This window comes from Pistricoccus aurantiacus (genome assembly GCF_007954585.1).
Lineage (GTDB): Bacteria > Pseudomonadota > Gammaproteobacteria > Pseudomonadales > Halomonadaceae > Pistricoccus > Pistricoccus aurantiacus.
In genome coordinates this window covers 889,625-906,591 of record NZ_CP042382.1, presented here as the reverse complement: position 1 = coordinate 906,591, position 16,967 = coordinate 889,625, and the positions used below count along the sequence as shown (strand labels likewise).

Below are 16,967 nucleotides of genomic sequence, written 5' to 3'. Positions count from 1 at the left end.
CGACAAATCACCGTCAGCGATATGTCATGTTTCACGTGAAACATAGTTTGAACCACTATTCTTCCTTATTTTCTCCACGCTGGTGGGTGCTGATATTCCTGGGGTTATGCCTGGCGCACACCGTCACGACGCTGCTGGTGTGGCGGTCCTGGTGGCTGCTGCCCCTGACCGGCCTATGGCTTTTTCTCGCCTGGCGCCTGGAGTGGGGAGCCGTCGGCGATGACGCCTTCTCCTGGGAAACGGCAATCACGTCGAAGACACGCTGGTGCTGGTCATGGTTACCGCTGGCCTTGTGGTGGGTCTACCTGTATCTGGCGGACAGTTTCGGCCAGGTGGACATGGCGGCGGTATTCTTCCACCTTCAGGCGGGCATCGGCGAACACGGCGGCAGCGAGCGCATGGTGGACGCGGTGCTTTACACTCTGGCGGGACTGCTCAATCTCGTCGCCTTTTCCTGGCTGGTACGCCACGACTCGCGATGGCAACGCCTGGAAAAGGTCCTGGCGCTTCTGCTGCTGGTATCCAACCCTCTATTGCTGGGGGTCACTCAGCGCGGCGCGGCTTTCGTCACCCGGGACGGCGCCTGGCTGGATCGCCGCTACGTCGAACCGCGGATAATCGAGGCCCCGCCACGGCTGCCCAATGTGCTGTACCTGTATCTGGAAAGCCTCGAGGCGACCTATGCGGACGAAGCGCGTTTCGGTGACGCCTACGCGCCGTTGAAAGCACTGGAAAAGCGTGCCCTGGTGTTCGACGGGGTTCGTCAGCTCGACAATACCGGCTGGACCATGGCGGGCATGATCGCCAGCCAGTGCGGCGTCCCCTTGATGCCGGCAGGACTGATTCACGATAGCCAATTCGAGCCTTTGGGACAGGTAGTGCCCGGGGTGAAGTGCCTGGGTAATCTGCTTGGTAACGAGGGTTACACGCTTTCCTATATGGGAGGCGCCAGCACCAGCTTCGCTGGTAAAGGTATCTTCTATCGCGATCACGGTTTCGATCGAATACGCGGGCGCGAGGAGTTGTTGCCTCTGCTGGAGGACGGGGAATACCTGAATAGCTGGGGGCTGTTTGACGACAGCCTGTTCGACCTGGTGGTCGAGGAAGTCCGCGAATTGAACGCAGGGGGCGCCCCCTGGGGCGCTGTCGCCCTGACTCTGGGCGCCCATGCGCCCCACGGCTATCCCGCCAAGCGCTGCGAGGCGCTGCAGGGGGAGTTCGAGCCCACGGACATCCTCTACTCCGTGAAATGCTCCGCCTGGCTGGCCAAGGATCTGATCGAGCGTCTTGAACGCGCCGGACTGCTCGACGACACCCTAGTGGTGGTGGCAAGCGACCATCTGAGCATGAAGGTGCCGGTCTGGGAGGAGCTGGTCAGCGGGCCGCGACGCAATACCTTGATGATGCTCGGCAGCGGCCTGACGCCGGGGCGTATCGAGCGGGAAGCCACCACCCTGGATATCTTCCCGACGCTGCTGGAAGCCATGGGCTTTACCATCGATCGGCATCGGGCGGGGCTCGGGGTGTCGCTGCTGTCCCCGGCGCAAACCCTGGTGGAACGCCACGGCCTGGATGCTCTCAACACCAAGCTCAAGGCGGAGGTGGCGCTGCAGGAGCGGTTGTGGAAGGGCCTGCACCCACGGCGCAGACAGCCGTCCGTCCAGTCATCGCAGCGACCGAATCAGGTAACCGAGACGCCCATGGATACCGTCGATGATGCGATGATGCCATCTCCCTGAACGGCTAGGCCGAGTCGGTGAAAATCGCCTTATCGAGCCGCTCTACCCCGATCTGCTTCAGGCAGTTGGTATGGCCCAGCGGGCAGGTTCGCTGAAAACAGGGGGAGCAGTCGAGTCCCAGGTAATGGATGCGCGCGTTGTCCGTCAGCGGCGGCGTGTAGGCCGGTGTCGAAGAACCGTAGATGGCTTGCACTCGAGTACCCACCGCCGCCGCCACGTGCATCAGTCCAGAATCGTTGGTCACCACCTGCTGGCAATCCGCTAGCAGGTCCACCGCATCTGCCAGGCGAGTCTTGCCGCACAGGTTGTGGGCATGCTCGAGACTCGCGCAGATGACCTGTCCCGCGTCCGCATCCTTGGGCCCGCCCAGCACGCGAATCGCGTAGCCTCGGTCGACGAGACGTGCCGCCAGATCGTGAAAGTAATTCAGCGGCCACTGCTTGGCGGGGCCGTATTCCGCCCCGGGCATCATGCCGATGGCGGGTCGGTCGGAGAGTCCGAGACGCACCCGCAGCGCGGCGAGATTTTCCGGATCATGGCGAAGGCGCGGCGAAGGAATGGCGAATTCGCCGGAAGCTGCCTCTTCGACGGGCAGACCCAGGGACACGAAACGCTTGACGGTCTGGTCGAGCACCGCCTTGTCGAGAGTACGACGCTCGGTAAGCAGACCGTAGCGCTGCTCGCCGAGAAAGCCGGTTCGCTCGGGGATGCGCGCCAGAAACGGTACCAGGGCGGACTTCCAGGAGCGCGGCAGCACGATGGCGCGATCGAAGCGTTTCTTGAGCTTTCTTGCCACCTTTCGGCGGGTACGCCAGCCAAACTCGCCGTGACCCACGTCCAGGGCCACCGCTTCATCGACTTCCGCCATGCGCTCGAGGATCGGCAGCGACCAGCCCGGCGCGAGCACCGCCAGATAACAGCCCGGACGGCGCTGTTTCAGGGTCATCAGCAGGCTCTGGGCCATCACCATGTCGCCGACCCAGGAAGGCCCGACGATCAGGATACGTTCGCCTCTTGTGTTGCTGCTCACGTCGCTCACTCAGCGGCCCTGGGCGTCGAGCCACTGGAGATAGGCGCCGACCCCTTCGGCGACGGTCATGAACTCCGCATCGTAGCCGACCCGGCGCAGCTTCTCGATATCTGCCCGGGTATAGCTCTGGTAGCGTCCCTTGAGCTCTTCCGGAAAATCGATGTAGTCGATGCTGCCTTTGTTGTAATGCCCGATTACCGTCTCGGCAATGGTCTTGAAGGGCTCTGCCCGGCCGGTGCCCAGGTTGAAGATACCGGAATGCACCGGATGCTCGAGGAACCATAGATTGACGTTTACCACGTCCCCCACGAAGATGAAATCGCGACTCTGCATGCCTGCGTCATAGCCGTCGTAGGCACCGAACAGCCGCGGGTTCTGCCCTGCCCTCACCTGGGTATAGTGATGGTAGGCGACGCTTGCCATCTTGCCCTTGTGCTGCTCCCGGGGACCGTAGACGTTGAAGTAGCGAAAGCCCACCACCTGGCTGGTGAAATCTGTCTGGTGCGCACGCACGTACTGGTCGAACAAAAGCTTCGAATAGCCGTAGACGTTCAGCGGCTTCTCGTGCTCCGGGGCCTCCTTGAACACTTCACTGCCGCCATAGGTGGCGGCGGAGGAGGCGTACAGAAAGGGGATCCCCTTGCGCTGGCAGTAATGCAGCAGCACCTTGGAGTACTCGAAGTTGTTCTCCAGCATGAAGCGTCCGTCCCACTCCGTGGTATCCGAGCAGGCACCTTCGTGGAAGATGGCCTCGATCTGCGGCAGCCCGGCGTCTTCGCCCTTGAGCTCCGCCTTCACCCGAGCCAGGAAATCGTGCTTGTCCAGGTAGTCGCTCAGGGTGCAGTCCGCCAGGTTGACGAACTTGGTGCCGTCGGTCAGGTCGTCCACCACCATCACATCGTCGCGGCCTTGCGCGTTGAATGCCTTGACCAGATTCGCGCCGATAAAGCCGGCGCCGCCTGTGACTACGATCATCAATCTATCCTCGTGGTTGGATCACGTTTCCGGGAACAATCGTCCTGGGCGCCTATAACCGATTAAGCGCTGATTGTATACTTGGTGGCTCGTTAATTCATGGCCAACGGTGCTTCACCCATGACACAGTCCACGCCAGACGTGACAACTTTTCAGGGCCTGATCCTCGCCCTGCAGCAATACTGGGCCGAGCAGGGCTGTGTGATCCTGCAGCCTCTGGACATGGAGGTGGGGGCCGGCACCTTTCATCCGGCGACCTTCCTGCGCTCCATCGGTCCGGAAAACTGGAACGCCGCCTACGTGCAGCCGTCCCGGCGCCCGACGGACGGCCGCTACGGCGAAAACCCTAACCGTCTGCAGCATTACTACCAGTTCCAGGTGGTCATGAAGCCGTCCCCGGAGGATTTTCAGGAGCGCTTCCTCGGCTCTCTCAAGCATCTCGGCCTCGACCCACTGGTTCATGATATCCGCTTCGTCGAGGACAACTGGGAATCGCCAACGCTGGGCGCCTGGGGACTGGGCTGGGAAATCTGGCTCAACGGCATGGAAGTCACCCAGTTCACCTATTTTCAGCAGGCCGGCGGTCTCGAGTGCTATCCGGTGACCGGGGAATTGACCTACGGCCTGGAGCGCATCGCCATGTACCTGCAGGACGTGGACAGCGTCTACGATCTGACATGGACCATCGCCCCGGACGGCTCCCGGGTTACCTACGGCGATGTTTATCTGCAGAACGAACGTGAGCAGTCCGCCTACAACTTCGAGCATGCGGAAGTCCCCGTGCTGTTCGCCGCCTTCGATCAGCTGGAAGCGGAATGCGCTCGCCTGCTGGAAGCGGAGCTGCCGCTGCCCGCCTACGAGCGGGTGCTCAAGGCTTCACATACCTTCAACCTGCTGGATGCCCGCCACGCCATCTCCGTTACCGAGCGCCAGCGCTATATCCTGCGGGTGCGCACCCTGGCCCGGGATGTCGCCCAGGCCTATTATGCCTCGCGCAAGGCGGCGGGATTCCCGCTGGCCAGCCCGGCGCTGCGGGACGAGCTGCTGAAGCAATCGGCATCCGAACAGGAAAGTGTTGAAAAACAGCCGGTTAAAGAAAAGGGAGAGGCGTGAATGGCCACGGAGACGTTTTTGCTGGAACTCGGGGTAGAGGAACTGCCCCCGGCTGCCATTGACATGCTTTCCGATGCCCTCGCCAAGGGTATCGCCGACGGCTTGAATGAAGCGGAAGTACCCTTCGGCGGGGTACGCGCCTTCGCCACGCCGCGTCGCTTGGCGGTACGTATCGAGCAGCTGGCGGACAAGCAGCCGGACCGGGAGGTGGAGCGCCGCGGCCCCGCCCTGGCGGCGGCCTTTAAGGACGGCGAGCCTACCAAGGCCGCCCAGGGTTTCGCGCGCTCCTGCGGGATCGGCGTCGAGGAGTTGATCCATCTGGAGACCCCCAAGGGCACCTGGCTCGGCTATCGCGAGCAGCAGCCCGGCGATAGTATCGATGTCCTGCTGCCCGCTATCGTGGCCGAGGCCGTCGACCAGCTGCCGGTGCCCAAGTACATGCGCTGGGGAGACTCGCGCATCGAGTTTTCCCGCCCGGTGCATTGGCTGGTGATGCTGCACGGCAGCCGAGTCATCGAGGCGCAAGTGTTAGGGCTCGACGCTTCCCGCACTACCTTCGGTCATCGCTTTCATGCGCCCCAGGCCATCGAACTCGTTCATGCGGATGACTATCTCGCCGCCCTGGAGGAGGCTTACGTGCTGGCGGATCGCGACCGGCGCCGGGAGCGCATTCGCGAGCAGGTGTTGCGGGAAGCGGAACGCGCTGGCGCCGAGGCGGTGATCGACGAGGACCTGCTGGTGGAGGTCAGCGGCCTGGTGGAATGGCCCGTGGCCCTGACCGGCAGCTTCGACGAGCGCTTCCTGGAGGTACCGCCGGAATGCCTGATTTCCTCGATGAAGGCCAATCAGAAATACTTTCACCTGCTGGACGATCAGGGTCGGCTCAAGCCGCTGTTTATCACCATCGCCAATATCGAAAGCCATGATCCGCGCCAGGTGATCGAAGGCAACGAGCGGGTGATTCGCCCGCGCCTGGCGGACGCGGCCTTCTTCTACGACACGGACCGCAGGCAGCCGCTCGCCGCTCGCGAAGCGGATCTCGCCAGTGTGGTATTTCAGCGCCAGCTCGGCACCCTGGCGGACAAGGCCCGACGCAGCGCCGTGACGGCACGCTTTATCGCCGAACGTATCGAGGGCGCCCCCGACCATTCAGAGCGCGCCGCAAGGCTTGCCAAGTGCGATCTCTCCACGGAGATGGTGCTCGAGTTTCCGGAGCTTCAGGGCATCATGGGCTACTATTACGCCCGCCAGGACGGCGAACCGGAAGAGGTTGCCCAGGCGCTTTACGAGCAGTATTTGCCACGCTTTGCCGGCGACGAGATTCCCCAGGGCAAGACCGGTCAGGCCCTGGCCCTGGCGGATCGCCTGGATACGCTGATCGGCATCTTCGGTATCGGCGCTCGCCCCACCGGCGCCAAGGACCCCTTCGCCCTGCGCCGGGCCTCCATTGGCGTGCTCAATATCTTGATCAAGGCGGAGCTGGATCTCGACCTGCGGGAGCTGCTGACGCTGGCCGCCGCCCAGCATGACAACCTGCCCCAGGCGAACGGCCTGGTGGACGAGGTACTCAACTACATGCTGGACCGCTTCCGCGCCTGGACCCAGGACGAAGGCATCCCTGTGGAGGTCTATCTGGCGGTACGTGCCCGGCCCGTGACCCGGCCGCTGGATTTCGCCCGCCGCATTCGCGCGGTGCATGATTTCAGCCAGCACGATGAAGCGAGTGCCCTTGTCGCCGCCAACAAGCGTGTGGCCAATATCCTTGCCAAGCAGGGCGATGAGCGCGCATTGCGGATCGATGCTAGCCTGCTGCAGGAAGCGGCGGAGCAGGAGCTCGCCAAGGCGGTAGAGGCTCGACGTATCGAGACCGCCCCTCTATTTCAAGAAGCGCGCTACACCGAGGCTCTGGACGTACTGACCGGCCTGCGCGTGCCGGTGGATCGCTTCTTCGACGAGGTCATGGTCATGTCGGACGATCCAGGAATAAGAGCTAATCGCCTGGCCTTGTTGGCAAGCTTGCAAAGCCTGTTCCTGGAAGTGGCGGATATTGCCGAACTGCAGTAACGCAGACGATGGACTAACGATGATTATTGGCCGGCGAACTACGTCGGCTTTTTACTACCAGCGTTTTGTTTCACGTGAAACATCCGTCCACACTTCTCTCTTTTTCGGTTACCTGTATGACTATCTATGAACTCTACTGAAAGGTTGATCATCCTTGATCGGGACGGCGTCATCAACCAGGACTCCGATCACTATATAAAGTCTCTCGCGGAATGGATCCCCTACCCTCAGGCCATCAGCGCCATGGGCCGCCTTTCTCAGGCGGGATGGACGCTTTGCGTGGCTACCAATCAATCCGGTATCGCCAGAGGCTATTACGGCGAGGCGGCCTTGAAGCAGATGCATCAGCGCCTGCATGATCTGGTGCATGCTGAAGGGGGCGATATCGCGCATATCGTCTACTGCCCCCACGGGCCCGATGACAACTGCAACTGCCGCAAGCCACTGCCCGGATTGCTGCGTGAGATTCGTGACCGTCTGGGATTGAGCGGCCTCGAAGGCAGTTGGATGGTAGGTGACAGTCTTCGCGACCTGCAGGCGGGAGAACAGATGGGGTGTCACAACGTGCTGGTCAGAACCGGCAAGGGAAGCTATACGGAACAGAAGGGCGAATTACCTGCTGGAGCTGCCGTTTTCGACGATCTGGCCAGCTTCGCTCACTGGCTGCTCAAGACGCATCCATAGCGCTTAATTTAATACATTCAAACGGGCTAAATAAAAAATGCCAGCCGGCAAAAACCGGCTGGCATCGTAATGTGGTTTCTCTCGACAATGCTGAAAGTGTTTCACGTGAAACATCACACGTCCAGATTGGCCACCAGGGCGAATCGCTCGATGAAATCACGCCGTGGCTCCACTTCATCGCCCATCAACGTATTGAACATCTGATCCGCCGCCACCGCATCCTCGATGGAAACTCGCAGCATGCGCCGAGTCTGAGGGTCCATGGTGGTTTCCCATAGCTGATCCGGGTTCATTTCCCCTAGCCCTTTATATCGTTGCGTGGACAGGCCACGCTGCGCCTCCTTCATCAGCCATTCTAAGGCTTCATAAAAGGTGGCTACCGACTGCTGACGCTCGCCGCGTGCGATATATGCGCCTTCTTCCAACAGACCGTCCAGCATCTGGCCGAGCTCGACCATGGCCCGATAGTCCGCGCTGCGGAAGAAATCCACGCCCCAGACGTAATCTGTCGTTACCCCGTGAGCGGTCAAGGCGACGCTGGGCAAGAAAAGCTCGCGCTCAGTGTCTTCCTGCAGTTGGAAGGTATAGCGCGGCCCGCCTTCGTACTCTACCAAGGTGTCCATTTCGGCCTGCAGCTCGTCGATCCAGCGCTGCATGGTCACTCGATCCTTGAGGCTTTCCTCGCCTTCAAGGGCAGCCGCATGGACAATCTTGCGCAACACCAGGTTTGGATAAACCCGTGATAGACGCTCTATGCGGTGCATCACGTCGCGATACTGGTTGACCAGCGATTCGAGTCCTTCACCGCTGATACCCGGAGCGTCCGCGTTGACGTACAGCCGGGCGCCATCCAGCGCGGTGGCGGTGAGGTAATCCACCAGCGCCTGCTCGTCCTTGAGGTAGGTTTCCTGCTTGCCGCGCTTGATCTTGTAGAGCGGCGGCTGGGCGATATAGACATGGCCTCGCTCGATCAGTTGGGACATCTGACGAAAGAAGAAGGTCAGCAGCAGGGTACGGATATGAGAGCCGTCCACGTCCGCGTCGGTCATGATGATGATAGAGTGATAGCGCAGCTTGTCCGGATTGAACTCCTCGCGCCCGATACCACAGCCCAGCGCGGTAATCAGGGTGCCCACTTCCGCGGAGGAAAGCATCTTGTCGAACCGCGCCTTTTCCACGTTGAGAATTTTGCCCTTGAGCGGCAGAATCGCCTGGGTACGCCGATCGCGTCCCTGCTTGGCGCTGCCGCCGGCGGAATCACCCTCGACCAGGTACAGCTCGGAAAGGCTGGGATCCTTTTCCTGACAGTCCGCTAGCTTGCCCGGCAGGCCGGCGATATCCAGAGCGCCCTTGCGCCGGGTCATGTCTCGGGCCTTGCGTGCCGCCTCCCGGGCCCTGGCCGCATCGAGCATCTTGTTGACGATGCTCTTGGCATCCGCGGGTTTCTCGATCAGGTACTCGGAGAAAAGGCGTCCCATTTCCTGCTCCACCGCGGTCTTGACCTCGGAAGACACCAGCTTTTCCTTGGTCTGGGAGGAGAACTTGGGATCCGGCACCTTGACGGAGATGATCGCCGTCAAGCCTTCCCGAGCATCGTCTCCTGAAGTGTTGACCTTGGATTTCTTGAGCAGGCCTTCCGCTTCGATGTAGTGATTCAGACTGCGGGTCAGCGCCGCACGAAATCCCGCCAGATGGGTGCCTCCATCTCGCTGTGGAATATTGTTGGTGTAGCAATGGATGTTTTCCGAGAAGGTGTCGTTCCACTGCATGGCCACTTCCACGCCCACCCCGTCCTCACGCTGGGTGTCGAAATGGAAGACCGGATTGAGCGTAGTCTTGTTGGTATTGAGATGATCGATGAAGGCCTTCAAGCCGCCTTCGAAATGGAAGAGTTCCTCGTCGCCACTGCGCTCGTCGATCAGGCGAATCGCCACTCCGGAATTGAGGAAAGACAGTTCGCGCAGCCGCTTGGCGAGAATATCGTAATGAAATTCGATATTGGCGAAAGTCAGCGTGGAAGGGCGGAAATGCACTCGGGTGCCGCTTTTCTCGGTCTTGCCCACCACGCTAAGCGGTGCTTCCGGCACGCCATGACGATAGATCTGTTCGTGCACCTGACCTGCTCGCCAGATGGTCAGCTTGAGTTCCTCGGACAAGGCGTTGACCACGGAAACCCCGACCCCGTGCAGCCCGCCGGAAACCTTGTAGGAGTTGTCGTCGAACTTGCCGCCGGCGTGGAGCACCGTCATGATGACTTCCGCCGCGGAAACGCCTTCCCCTTCGTGAATATCCGTGGGAATGCCGCGGCCATTGTCGCTGACGGTGATGGATTCGTCCGGATGGATCACCACGCGAATCTCGCTGCAGTGCCCGGCCAAGGCTTCGTCGATGGAATTGTCAACCAGCTCGAACACCATGTGATGAAGTCCCGTGCCGTCATCCGTGTCGCCGATGTACATGCCCGGGCGCTTGCGCACCGCGTCCAGCCCCTTCAGCACCTTGATGCTCGATGAATCGTAAGCCTGTTCGCTCATTGACTACTCCGTATTACTGTTCGTCATATCCGACGTCATTGCGCTCGTACCGGCGCCATGGTGGGCGCTGCCCGCTTCGATTTGCCCTTGTTTCACGTGAAACATCATGACTGGTGTCTCGAGCTGCCATATTCCACCAAGCGCCTGCGGCTCGACGCTGGTCACGAACACCTGACAGTTCATGCGCTCGAGCCACCGACAAAACCGCTTGCGATGCTGGTTGTCGAGCTCGGCGGGCAAATCGTCGATCAAGTACAGACAGGTACGCCCGGTAGTTCGCTCAAGTAGCCGACCCTGAGCAAGCTTCAAGGCGCTGACCACCAGTTTCTGCTGACCTCGAGATAATATTTCGACGGCGGGGCGCCGATGCAGCCGTATGCGGAGATCCGCGCGCTGCGGGCCTTGCTGGGTAAATCCCATTTGCCTGTCGCCGGCGCGTCCCTGCTGAAGTATTTCCACCAGAGGCCGTTCTTTATCCCAACCCCGGGAATAGCGCAGTTCCAGGCCTGGATCGTCGAGCAGCTCGCTCAAGGTTTCCTCGAATACAGGAATGAATGTTTCGAAATAGTCCTCGCGCAGCCGGTCGAGACGTTCGCTCCAGTGGGTGAGTTCCCGATCCCAGATATCCAGTGATCGAAGATCCATTCTACCATGTCTGAGCAGCGCGTTCCGATGTTTCAACGCTTGCCGGACACGCTTCCAGACATCGAAAAATCCGTGTTTCACGTGAAACACACCCCAGTCGAGAAACTCTCGTCGGGCTTTGGGCGTGCCTTCCAGCAGGCGAAAGGTATCCGGGTTGATCAACTGCAGCGGCAAGACTTCCGCAAGGCTCGCGGTGCGGGCGATACGCTCCCCAGCCAGACTCATTTCAAGCTCCTGCGCCTGGCGATCGCGCCGCACGCCCAGAGGGATCGGTGGATCCCCCGCTACGCGCCCATGCAGCGTCAAGCTATCCGCCTCGTAGGCAATGGCATGCTTCAGCCGATGGGTACGAAATGAACGCCCCAGGCCCAGTATATGGATTCCTTCCAGGAGGCTGGTCTTGCCACTGCCGTTGGCGCCCAGAATCAGGTTGATTCCCGGCGAAGGACGTATGTCCAGGGCGGCGAGATTACGCAGCCCCTGCATGACGAGACGATCTAAGGGCACAAGGAGAAGCTAGCGTCAAAGCCGCATTGGCATGATCACGTACATGGCATCGCCGCCGCCGGGCTCTTCCATGAGAGCGCTGCTGTTGGGGTCGGCCAGTGTCACCTGTACCTTGTCTTCCCCGAGCACGCCCAGCGCATCGATCAGATAGCCCACATTGAAGCCGATTTCCAGATTGGCGCCGCTGTATTCCACGGCAACGTTTTCTTCGGCTTCTTCCTGCTCCGGGTTGTTGGCCATGACGCGAAGGTTGCCTTCTTCGAGCAGCAGGCGCACGCCACGATACTTTTCGTTGGACAGAATCGAGGTACGCGACAGCACCTGACGCAGTTGAGTGCGTTCGGCGATGAACACCTTGTCGCCACCCCGGGGTATCACCCGCTCGTAGTCCGGAAACTTGCCATCTACCAGCTTGGAGGTAAAGGTGAAGCTGCCGGTGTGGGCACGCAGATGATTGGCGCCCAGGGACAGGGTCACCGGCTCGTCGCTATCGTCCAGCAGACGAACCAGCTCCAGAATGCCCTTGCGCGGCACGATCAGCTTCTGCGCCGGCTCCAGCTCGATGTCCGCCGGGCCGGAACATACCGCCAGGCGATGCCCATCCGTCGCTACCGTGCGCACAAGGTTCGAGCGCAGTTCAAGCAGCATGCCGTTCAGGTAATAACGCACGTCCTGTTGAGCCATGGCGAAAGCGGTGGAATCGATCAGCCGCTTGAGTGTTCCGCGAGGCAGGCTCACCTCCGTATTGCCGGCGCTTTCCTCGATATTGGGGAATTCCGTCGCGGGCAAGGTCGAAAGCGTGAAACGCGAGCGTCCACTGCGCAGTACGGCACGGCCTTCCTCCAGCGCCAGCTGGATTTCCGCCTGTTCCGGCAGGGACTTGCAGATATCCATCAGCTTGCGCGCCGGTACCGTCGTGGCGCCGATCTGCTCGACGCTTGCAGAAGACGTGCGTCCGACTAATTCGACTTCTAGATCGGTGCCGGTCAAGGCGACCTGCTCTTCTTGAACGTCTATCAGCACATTGGCCAGCACCGGCAGGGTCTGACGGCGCTCGACCACCCCAGCAACCAAAGTCAAGGGACGCAACAGGGCTTCACGAGAAATGGAAAATTTCATGGATTCGGCTCTTGCTGAATGGAGGTCATAAGAAAATTGGTACTAGAATACGGATAAGCCAGCAGAAATGGCGTTCAACTGGTCAACAGACGCAGCAGATTCTTGTAGTCCTCGCGGATATCAGCACTTTCTTCCTTCAGCGCCTGAACCTTACGGCAGGCATGCAGCACTGTCGTATGGTCGCGCCCACCGAAGGCATCGCCTATCTCCGGCAGGCTGTGGTTGGTCAATTCCTTGGCCAGGGCCATGGCTACCTGGCGGGGACGCGCCACGGAGCGGGAACGACGTTTGGAAAGCAGATCCGTCAGCTTGATCTTGTAGTATTCCGCCACGGTGCGCTGAATATTGTCGACGCCCACCTGCTTGTCTTGCAGCGCGAGAAGATCCTTGAGGGATTCGCGGATGAAATCCTGGGTGATGGGCTTGCCCATGAAGTGAGAATCCGCGATGACCTTCTTCAGCGCGCCTTCCAGTTCACGCACGTTGGAGCGGATCTTTTGCGCGATGAAGAAAGCCGCATCGTGAGGCAGATCCACCTTGGCCTGATCCGCCTTCTTCATCAGGATCGCCACCCGGGTCTCCAGCTCCGGTGGCTCGATGGCAACCGTCAGACCCCAGCCGAAGCGCGACTTGAGCCGTTCTTCTACTCCATTGATTTCCTTGGGGTATCGATCCGATGTCAGGATCATCTGCTGGCCGCCTTCCAGCAGCGCGTTGAAGGTATGGAAGAACTCTTCCTGAGAGCGCTCCTTGCCGGCAAAGAACTGGATATCGTCGATCAACAGGGCATCCACGCTGCGATAAAAGCGCTTGAAGTCGTTGATCGCGTTGAGCTGCAGCGCCTTGACCATGTCCGCCACGAAGCGCTCGGAGTGCAGATAGACCACGGTGGCGTTTTCTCGGCGGATGGCCAACTGATTTCCCACCGCATGCATCAGGTGGGTCTTGCCTAGACCGACGCCACCGTAGAGAAAAAGTGGATTGTAGGCGCCGCCAGGATTCTCCGAGACCTGCCGAGACGCCGCTCGGGCCAGCTGGTTGGATTTGCCTTCCACGAAGGTCTCGAAGGTGAAGTTGGGGTTCAGCCCGCTCTGATGCTTGAGGCTACCCTCGACCTGCACCTGACGCTCGTTGCTTCCTCGCCGTGCGCTATCGTCACTTTGTGACGCGCTTGCCTGGTCCTCGGCGCGCTCACCCCGAGAACCGATGATGCCCGGAGCGACTGGCGCCTTGGCGCGCTTGGGATTGGCGGATACCGGGTTACCCAGGTCCCGAGGCGAGGGTGCCGGGGCGACCCGCCGACTGCCTACGGACAATACCAGCTTGGGCGGTTTCGCCGGCGCGAGATCGCGAAGCAACTCGTTGATTCTTTTTACGTACTTATCGCTCACCCAGTCCCGCACGAAGCGATTGGGCGCCAGCAGGCAGAGTTCGTTAGATTCACCCTGTTCTGCCTGTAGCGGACGGATCCAGGTATTGAACTGCTGGGAGTTCAGCTCGTCCTGTAGATAGTCCAGACATTGCTTCCAAAGAGCGACGGTCAACGCAGGCTCCACCTGAAATAAAAAATGGCTGCCTAGTGTATCGCTGCGAGCCCAGGTTATCCACACGCGGTATCTGAGCTTGTCGGCTGTGGAAAACTTGTTTCCAGTGACAGAAAGCCTACGGTTCGACTCTCGTAAACACTTACGGCTTGAACCCTGCATCAGTCTCATAAACGTACCAGTTAACGACGGCTATCAAGCTTTTTTCACGGCTTTTCAACAGTTTTTTGTTTTGTGTATGCTATTGATTATTAAATAGTTAACCTATTTATCAACAGAAACTATCCCCAGTATTGATAACAGCAGGTTTGGCTATCCTGACCTCATCGTGCAAAGGATAGATAATGTCAGTACAAGTGGCAGCCAGGTAAAAACCATATATTAGCAAGCAAATTGAATACCTGGCGTTGTTGGCTGGACCGGCAGTTTCGATCAATCCTTGAGCAAATAGACGCGAGAAAAATTGCACCCGAGATAGGAATTCACTAGAATTTCCGGTCTTGAATCGAATACCTTTCGGATTTTGCCGACTGCCATGCGGAAGGCGGGGTAAAATATCCGACCGTCTCTTCCAGCTTTATCAAGCCTAATCAACTATTTGGGAATTAATCGTCATGAAACGCACTTTTCAGCCTAGCGTTATCAAGCGCAAGCGTGTGCACGGATTCCGTGCCCGCATGGCCACCAAGAATGGCCGTGCCGTTCTGGCGCGTCGTCGTGCCAAGGGTCGTAAGCGCCTGAGCGCTTGATTGCGGATCGCGCGTGTCCGACCAGGGATTTCCTTCGTCGCTGCGGCTATTGAATGCCAGAGACTATCGTCGGGTCTTCGATAGGGCGGAATTCAAGGTACATGGCGAAGGGCTGATGGCTCTTGCGATCAGCAACGAATTGGGCCATCCCCGGGTCGGCCTCGTATTCAGCAAGAAGCATGCGCGCCGCGCCGTGGACCGCAACCGATTGAAGCGTCTGGTGCGCGAGTCCATCCGCTTGCGGCAGCGGTGCTTGCCGAGCGTTGATATCGTGGTGCTGGCCAAGCGCGGTGTCACGGAGTTGGATAATGCAACGCTGCATCGTCAGTTACAGAGCATGTGGCAACGCTTGAGGCGTCATAGCCAGAAACGGCTGGCAAGTACGTCTTGATCGAACTGCCAAAGCGATCCCGTTAGCCTGCCCCCGGCAGGCTTTCGCGTGTATTCGCAGCCACAATCCATATTGCTGTCAGTCAGCTCACCCCTTTAACGGGCAGGATTTCCATGGATGTTAAACGACTCCTCCTACTGATCCCGCTGGCGGTACTTGCCTACCTGCTGGTTGTCCAGTGGAATCAGGATTATGGTCAGGCCCCGCCTGAACCGGACGCGCCTTCCATCGTTCGCGACTCGGCTGATCAAAATGGCTCCAGGTCCAGCGGTGCTCCAGACGACGAGACCGGCCTGTCGGTTCCCGGCAATGCGGGAAATGCGACCGCCCCAGGCGGAGATGCCCTGGCCAGCGAAGCGGCGGACTCGCAAGGTCGCAACCTGATCGCCGTCAATACCGACGTGCTGGATCTGCGTATCGATCCCCGGGGGGGCGATGTCGTCTACGCGGCGCTTCCTCAGCACCAGATGAGCAACGACTCGGAACATCCTTTCGTACTGCTTTCCAATAATCAGGCTCGCAGCTACGTGGCAAAATCCGGCCTGCAGCTTGAAGGGCACGAGGGGCGTATCGCTTTCACGCCGGAAAAGACCCGCTACCGGCTGAACAAGGGCGAAGATAGCCTCAGCGTGGATCTGAAGGCGACCGTCAACGGCGTCGATATCATCAAGCGCTTCCTCTTTGAGCGCGACAGCTATGCGGTCGAGGTGAAGTATCTGCTCGCCAATCAAGGCAACCAGCCGGTCACGGCGCGCTTTGTCGGCCAGCTGGCCCGCGATAACAGCCCCGATCCCAGCACCGGTTCAGGGCTTGGCATGCGCTCTTATCTGGGCGCGGCCTTCTCCTCACCGGAGGATCATTACGAAAAGATCAAATTCGACGACATTCAGGAAGGCAAGTTCAACAATCGAGACGTGGAAGGCGGCTGGGTGGCCATCATTCAGCACTATTTCACGTCCGCCTGGGCACCCTCCCAGAATCAGCAGAATCTCTACTATGCCACCACGGACAGCCGTGGCCGCAACGTGGTCGCTTTCGCCGGCCCGATACAGCGCGTGGATGCCGACAGCGATGCCACTCTGACCGCTACCCTGTACCTGGGTCCCAAGGTACAGGAGCAGCTCGAGGCCGTCGCGCCCTATCTGGAGTTGACCGTCGATTTCGGCTGGCTGTGGTTCTTGGCCAACCCCCTGTTCTGGCTGCTGGACAAGATCCATGACCTGATCGGCAACTGGGGCTGGTCCATCGTGGTACTGACCATCGTGGTCAAGCTGGTGCTCTTCCCGCTTTCCGCCAAGGCCTACAAGTCCATGGCGCGCATGCGCAAGCTCGGCCCGGAAATGCAGCGGCTCAAGGAACAGTACGGCGACGATCGTCAGAAGATGTCCCAGGAGATGATGAAGTTCTACCAGAAGGAGAAGATCAATCCTCTGGGGGGCTGTCTGCCGATTCTGATCCAGATGCCGGTATTCATCGCGCTTTACTGGATGCTGCTGGAATCCGTGGAACTGCGCCACGCGCCCTTCATCCTGTGGATCGACGATCTGTCGATGAAGGATCCTTATTTCATTCTGCCGATCCTGATGGGCATCTCGATGTTCGTGCAGCAGTTGCTCAACCCGACGCCCCCGGACCCGACCCAGGCCAAGATCATGAAGATGCTGCCGATCATCTTCACCTTCTTCTTCCTGTGGTTCCCGGCAGGCCTGGTGATCTACTGGATCGTCAACAACACCATCTCGATTCTTCAGCAATGGGTCATCACTCGACATATCGAGAAAGATCCCAGTGTCGGCAAGGGCATGAAAACCCGCTAGCTGGCCGTTATGATTCCGTTGTATCGGACCCATCGAAGATAGGACTCGGACCCTCG

Annotated in this window: 13 protein-coding genes; 7 read left to right on the top strand and 6 right to left on the bottom strand. The window is 59.6% G+C overall.

Going from position 1 to position 16,967, the window contains the following annotated elements:
• Positions 1 to 26: 26 nt before the first annotated feature.
• Positions 27 to 1,739, top strand: a complete 1,713-nt coding sequence (locus FGL86_RS04315) for a sulfatase-like hydrolase/transferase (protein ID WP_147183442.1) — start codon at positions 27 to 29, stop codon at positions 1,737 to 1,739.
• A 4-nt stretch (positions 1,740 to 1,743) separates the two neighbouring features.
• Here the strand turns inward: FGL86_RS04315 and waaF are convergent, their stop codons facing one another.
• Positions 1,744 to 2,709, bottom strand: coding sequence for a lipopolysaccharide heptosyltransferase II (gene waaF, locus FGL86_RS04310; protein ID WP_246131777.1), 966 nt, complete (start codon positions 2,707 to 2,709; stop codon positions 1,744 to 1,746).
• A gap of 69 nt (positions 2,710 to 2,778) precedes the next feature.
• A complete protein-coding gene (gene rfaD, locus FGL86_RS04305) occupies positions 2,779 to 3,744 on the bottom strand; it encodes an ADP-glyceromanno-heptose 6-epimerase (protein WP_147183440.1) in 966 nt (321 codons plus the stop codon).
• Positions 3,745 to 3,864: 120 nt separating this feature from the next.
• Here rfaD and glyQ point away from each other — a divergent pair, with 120 nt between their 5' ends.
• The 3 genes from glyQ to gmhB all read left to right on the top strand — a co-directional run bounded on the left by glyQ (position 3,865) and on the right by gmhB (position 7,605).
• On the top strand, positions 3,865 to 4,857 hold the full coding sequence (gene glyQ / locus FGL86_RS04300) for a glycine--tRNA ligase subunit alpha (protein ID WP_147183439.1): 993 nt from the start codon (positions 3,865 to 3,867) through the stop codon (positions 4,855 to 4,857).
• Positions 4,858 to 6,921 carry a glycine--tRNA ligase subunit beta gene (glyS, locus tag FGL86_RS04295; protein WP_147183438.1) on the top strand — a complete coding sequence of 688 codons (2,064 nt, stop codon included), beginning with the start codon at positions 4,858 to 4,860 and terminating at the stop codon, positions 6,919 to 6,921.
• A 126-nt stretch (positions 6,922 to 7,047) separates the two neighbouring features.
• Entirely contained in the window at positions 7,048 to 7,605 is a 558-nt protein-coding gene (gene gmhB, locus FGL86_RS04290) for a D-glycero-beta-D-manno-heptose 1,7-bisphosphate 7-phosphatase (protein WP_147183437.1), read from the top strand.
• 113 nt (positions 7,606 to 7,718) lie between these two features.
• Here the strand turns inward: gmhB and gyrB are convergent, their stop codons facing one another.
• The 4 genes from gyrB to dnaA all read right to left on the bottom strand — a co-directional run bounded on the left by gyrB (position 7,719) and on the right by dnaA (position 13,954).
• Complete coding sequence (gene gyrB, locus FGL86_RS04285) at positions 7,719 to 10,139, bottom strand: DNA topoisomerase (ATP-hydrolyzing) subunit B (protein WP_147183436.1); 2,421 nt, start codon at positions 10,137 to 10,139, stop codon at positions 7,719 to 7,721.
• A 3-nt stretch (positions 10,140 to 10,142) separates the two neighbouring features.
• Positions 10,143 to 11,291: a DNA replication/repair protein RecF gene (gene recF / locus FGL86_RS04280; protein WP_147183435.1), complete on the bottom strand. Its 1,149-nt coding sequence runs from the start codon at positions 11,289 to 11,291 to the stop codon at positions 10,143 to 10,145.
• A 15-nt stretch (positions 11,292 to 11,306) separates the two neighbouring features.
• Complete coding sequence (gene dnaN, locus FGL86_RS04275) at positions 11,307 to 12,410, bottom strand: DNA polymerase III subunit beta (RefSeq protein WP_147183434.1); 1,104 nt, start codon at positions 12,408 to 12,410, stop codon at positions 11,307 to 11,309.
• A 74-nt stretch (positions 12,411 to 12,484) separates the two neighbouring features.
• Complete coding sequence (dnaA, locus tag FGL86_RS04270; protein ID WP_147183433.1) at positions 12,485 to 13,954, bottom strand: chromosomal replication initiator protein DnaA; 1,470 nt, start codon at positions 13,952 to 13,954, stop codon at positions 12,485 to 12,487.
• Positions 13,955 to 14,568: 614 nt separating this feature from the next.
• Here dnaA and rpmH point away from each other — a divergent pair.
• The 3 genes from rpmH to yidC all read left to right on the top strand — a co-directional run bounded on the left by rpmH (position 14,569) and on the right by yidC (position 16,911).
• Positions 14,569 to 14,703, top strand: coding sequence for a 50S ribosomal protein L34 (gene rpmH / locus FGL86_RS04265; RefSeq protein ID WP_147183432.1), 135 nt, complete (start codon positions 14,569 to 14,571; stop codon positions 14,701 to 14,703).
• Positions 14,704 to 14,716: 13 nt separating this feature from the next.
• Positions 14,717 to 15,094: a ribonuclease P protein component gene (rnpA, locus tag FGL86_RS04260; protein WP_147183431.1), complete on the top strand. Its 378-nt coding sequence runs from the start codon at positions 14,717 to 14,719 to the stop codon at positions 15,092 to 15,094.
• 113 nt (positions 15,095 to 15,207) lie between these two features.
• Complete coding sequence (gene yidC / locus FGL86_RS04255; RefSeq protein WP_147183430.1) at positions 15,208 to 16,911, top strand: membrane protein insertase YidC; 1,704 nt, start codon at positions 15,208 to 15,210, stop codon at positions 16,909 to 16,911.
• The last annotated feature ends 56 nt before the right edge of the window (positions 16,912 to 16,967 follow it).

Coding starts and splice junctions, on each gene's coding strand:
- FGL86_RS04315 (WP_147183442.1), top strand. CDS start 27: ATGTTTCACGTGAAACATAGTTTGAACCACTATTCTTCCTTATTTTCT.
- waaF (WP_246131777.1), bottom strand. CDS start 2,709: ATGGTGATGGCCCAGAGCCTGCTGATGACCCTGAAACAGCGCCGTCCG.
- rfaD (WP_147183440.1), bottom strand. CDS start 3,744: ATGATCGTAGTCACAGGCGGCGCCGGCTTTATCGGCGCGAATCTGGTC.
- glyQ (WP_147183439.1), top strand. CDS start 3,865: ATGACACAGTCCACGCCAGACGTGACAACTTTTCAGGGCCTGATCCTC.
- glyS (WP_147183438.1), top strand. CDS start 4,858: ATGGCCACGGAGACGTTTTTGCTGGAACTCGGGGTAGAGGAACTGCCC.
- gmhB (WP_147183437.1), top strand. CDS start 7,048: ATGAACTCTACTGAAAGGTTGATCATCCTTGATCGGGACGGCGTCATC.
- gyrB (WP_147183436.1), bottom strand. CDS start 10,139: ATGAGCGAACAGGCTTACGATTCATCGAGCATCAAGGTGCTGAAGGGG.
- dnaN (WP_147183434.1), bottom strand. CDS start 12,410: ATGAAATTTTCCATTTCTCGTGAAGCCCTGTTGCGTCCCTTGACTTTG.
- rpmH (WP_147183432.1), top strand. CDS start 14,569: ATGAAACGCACTTTTCAGCCTAGCGTTATCAAGCGCAAGCGTGTGCAC.
- yidC (WP_147183430.1), top strand. CDS start 15,208: ATGGATGTTAAACGACTCCTCCTACTGATCCCGCTGGCGGTACTTGCC.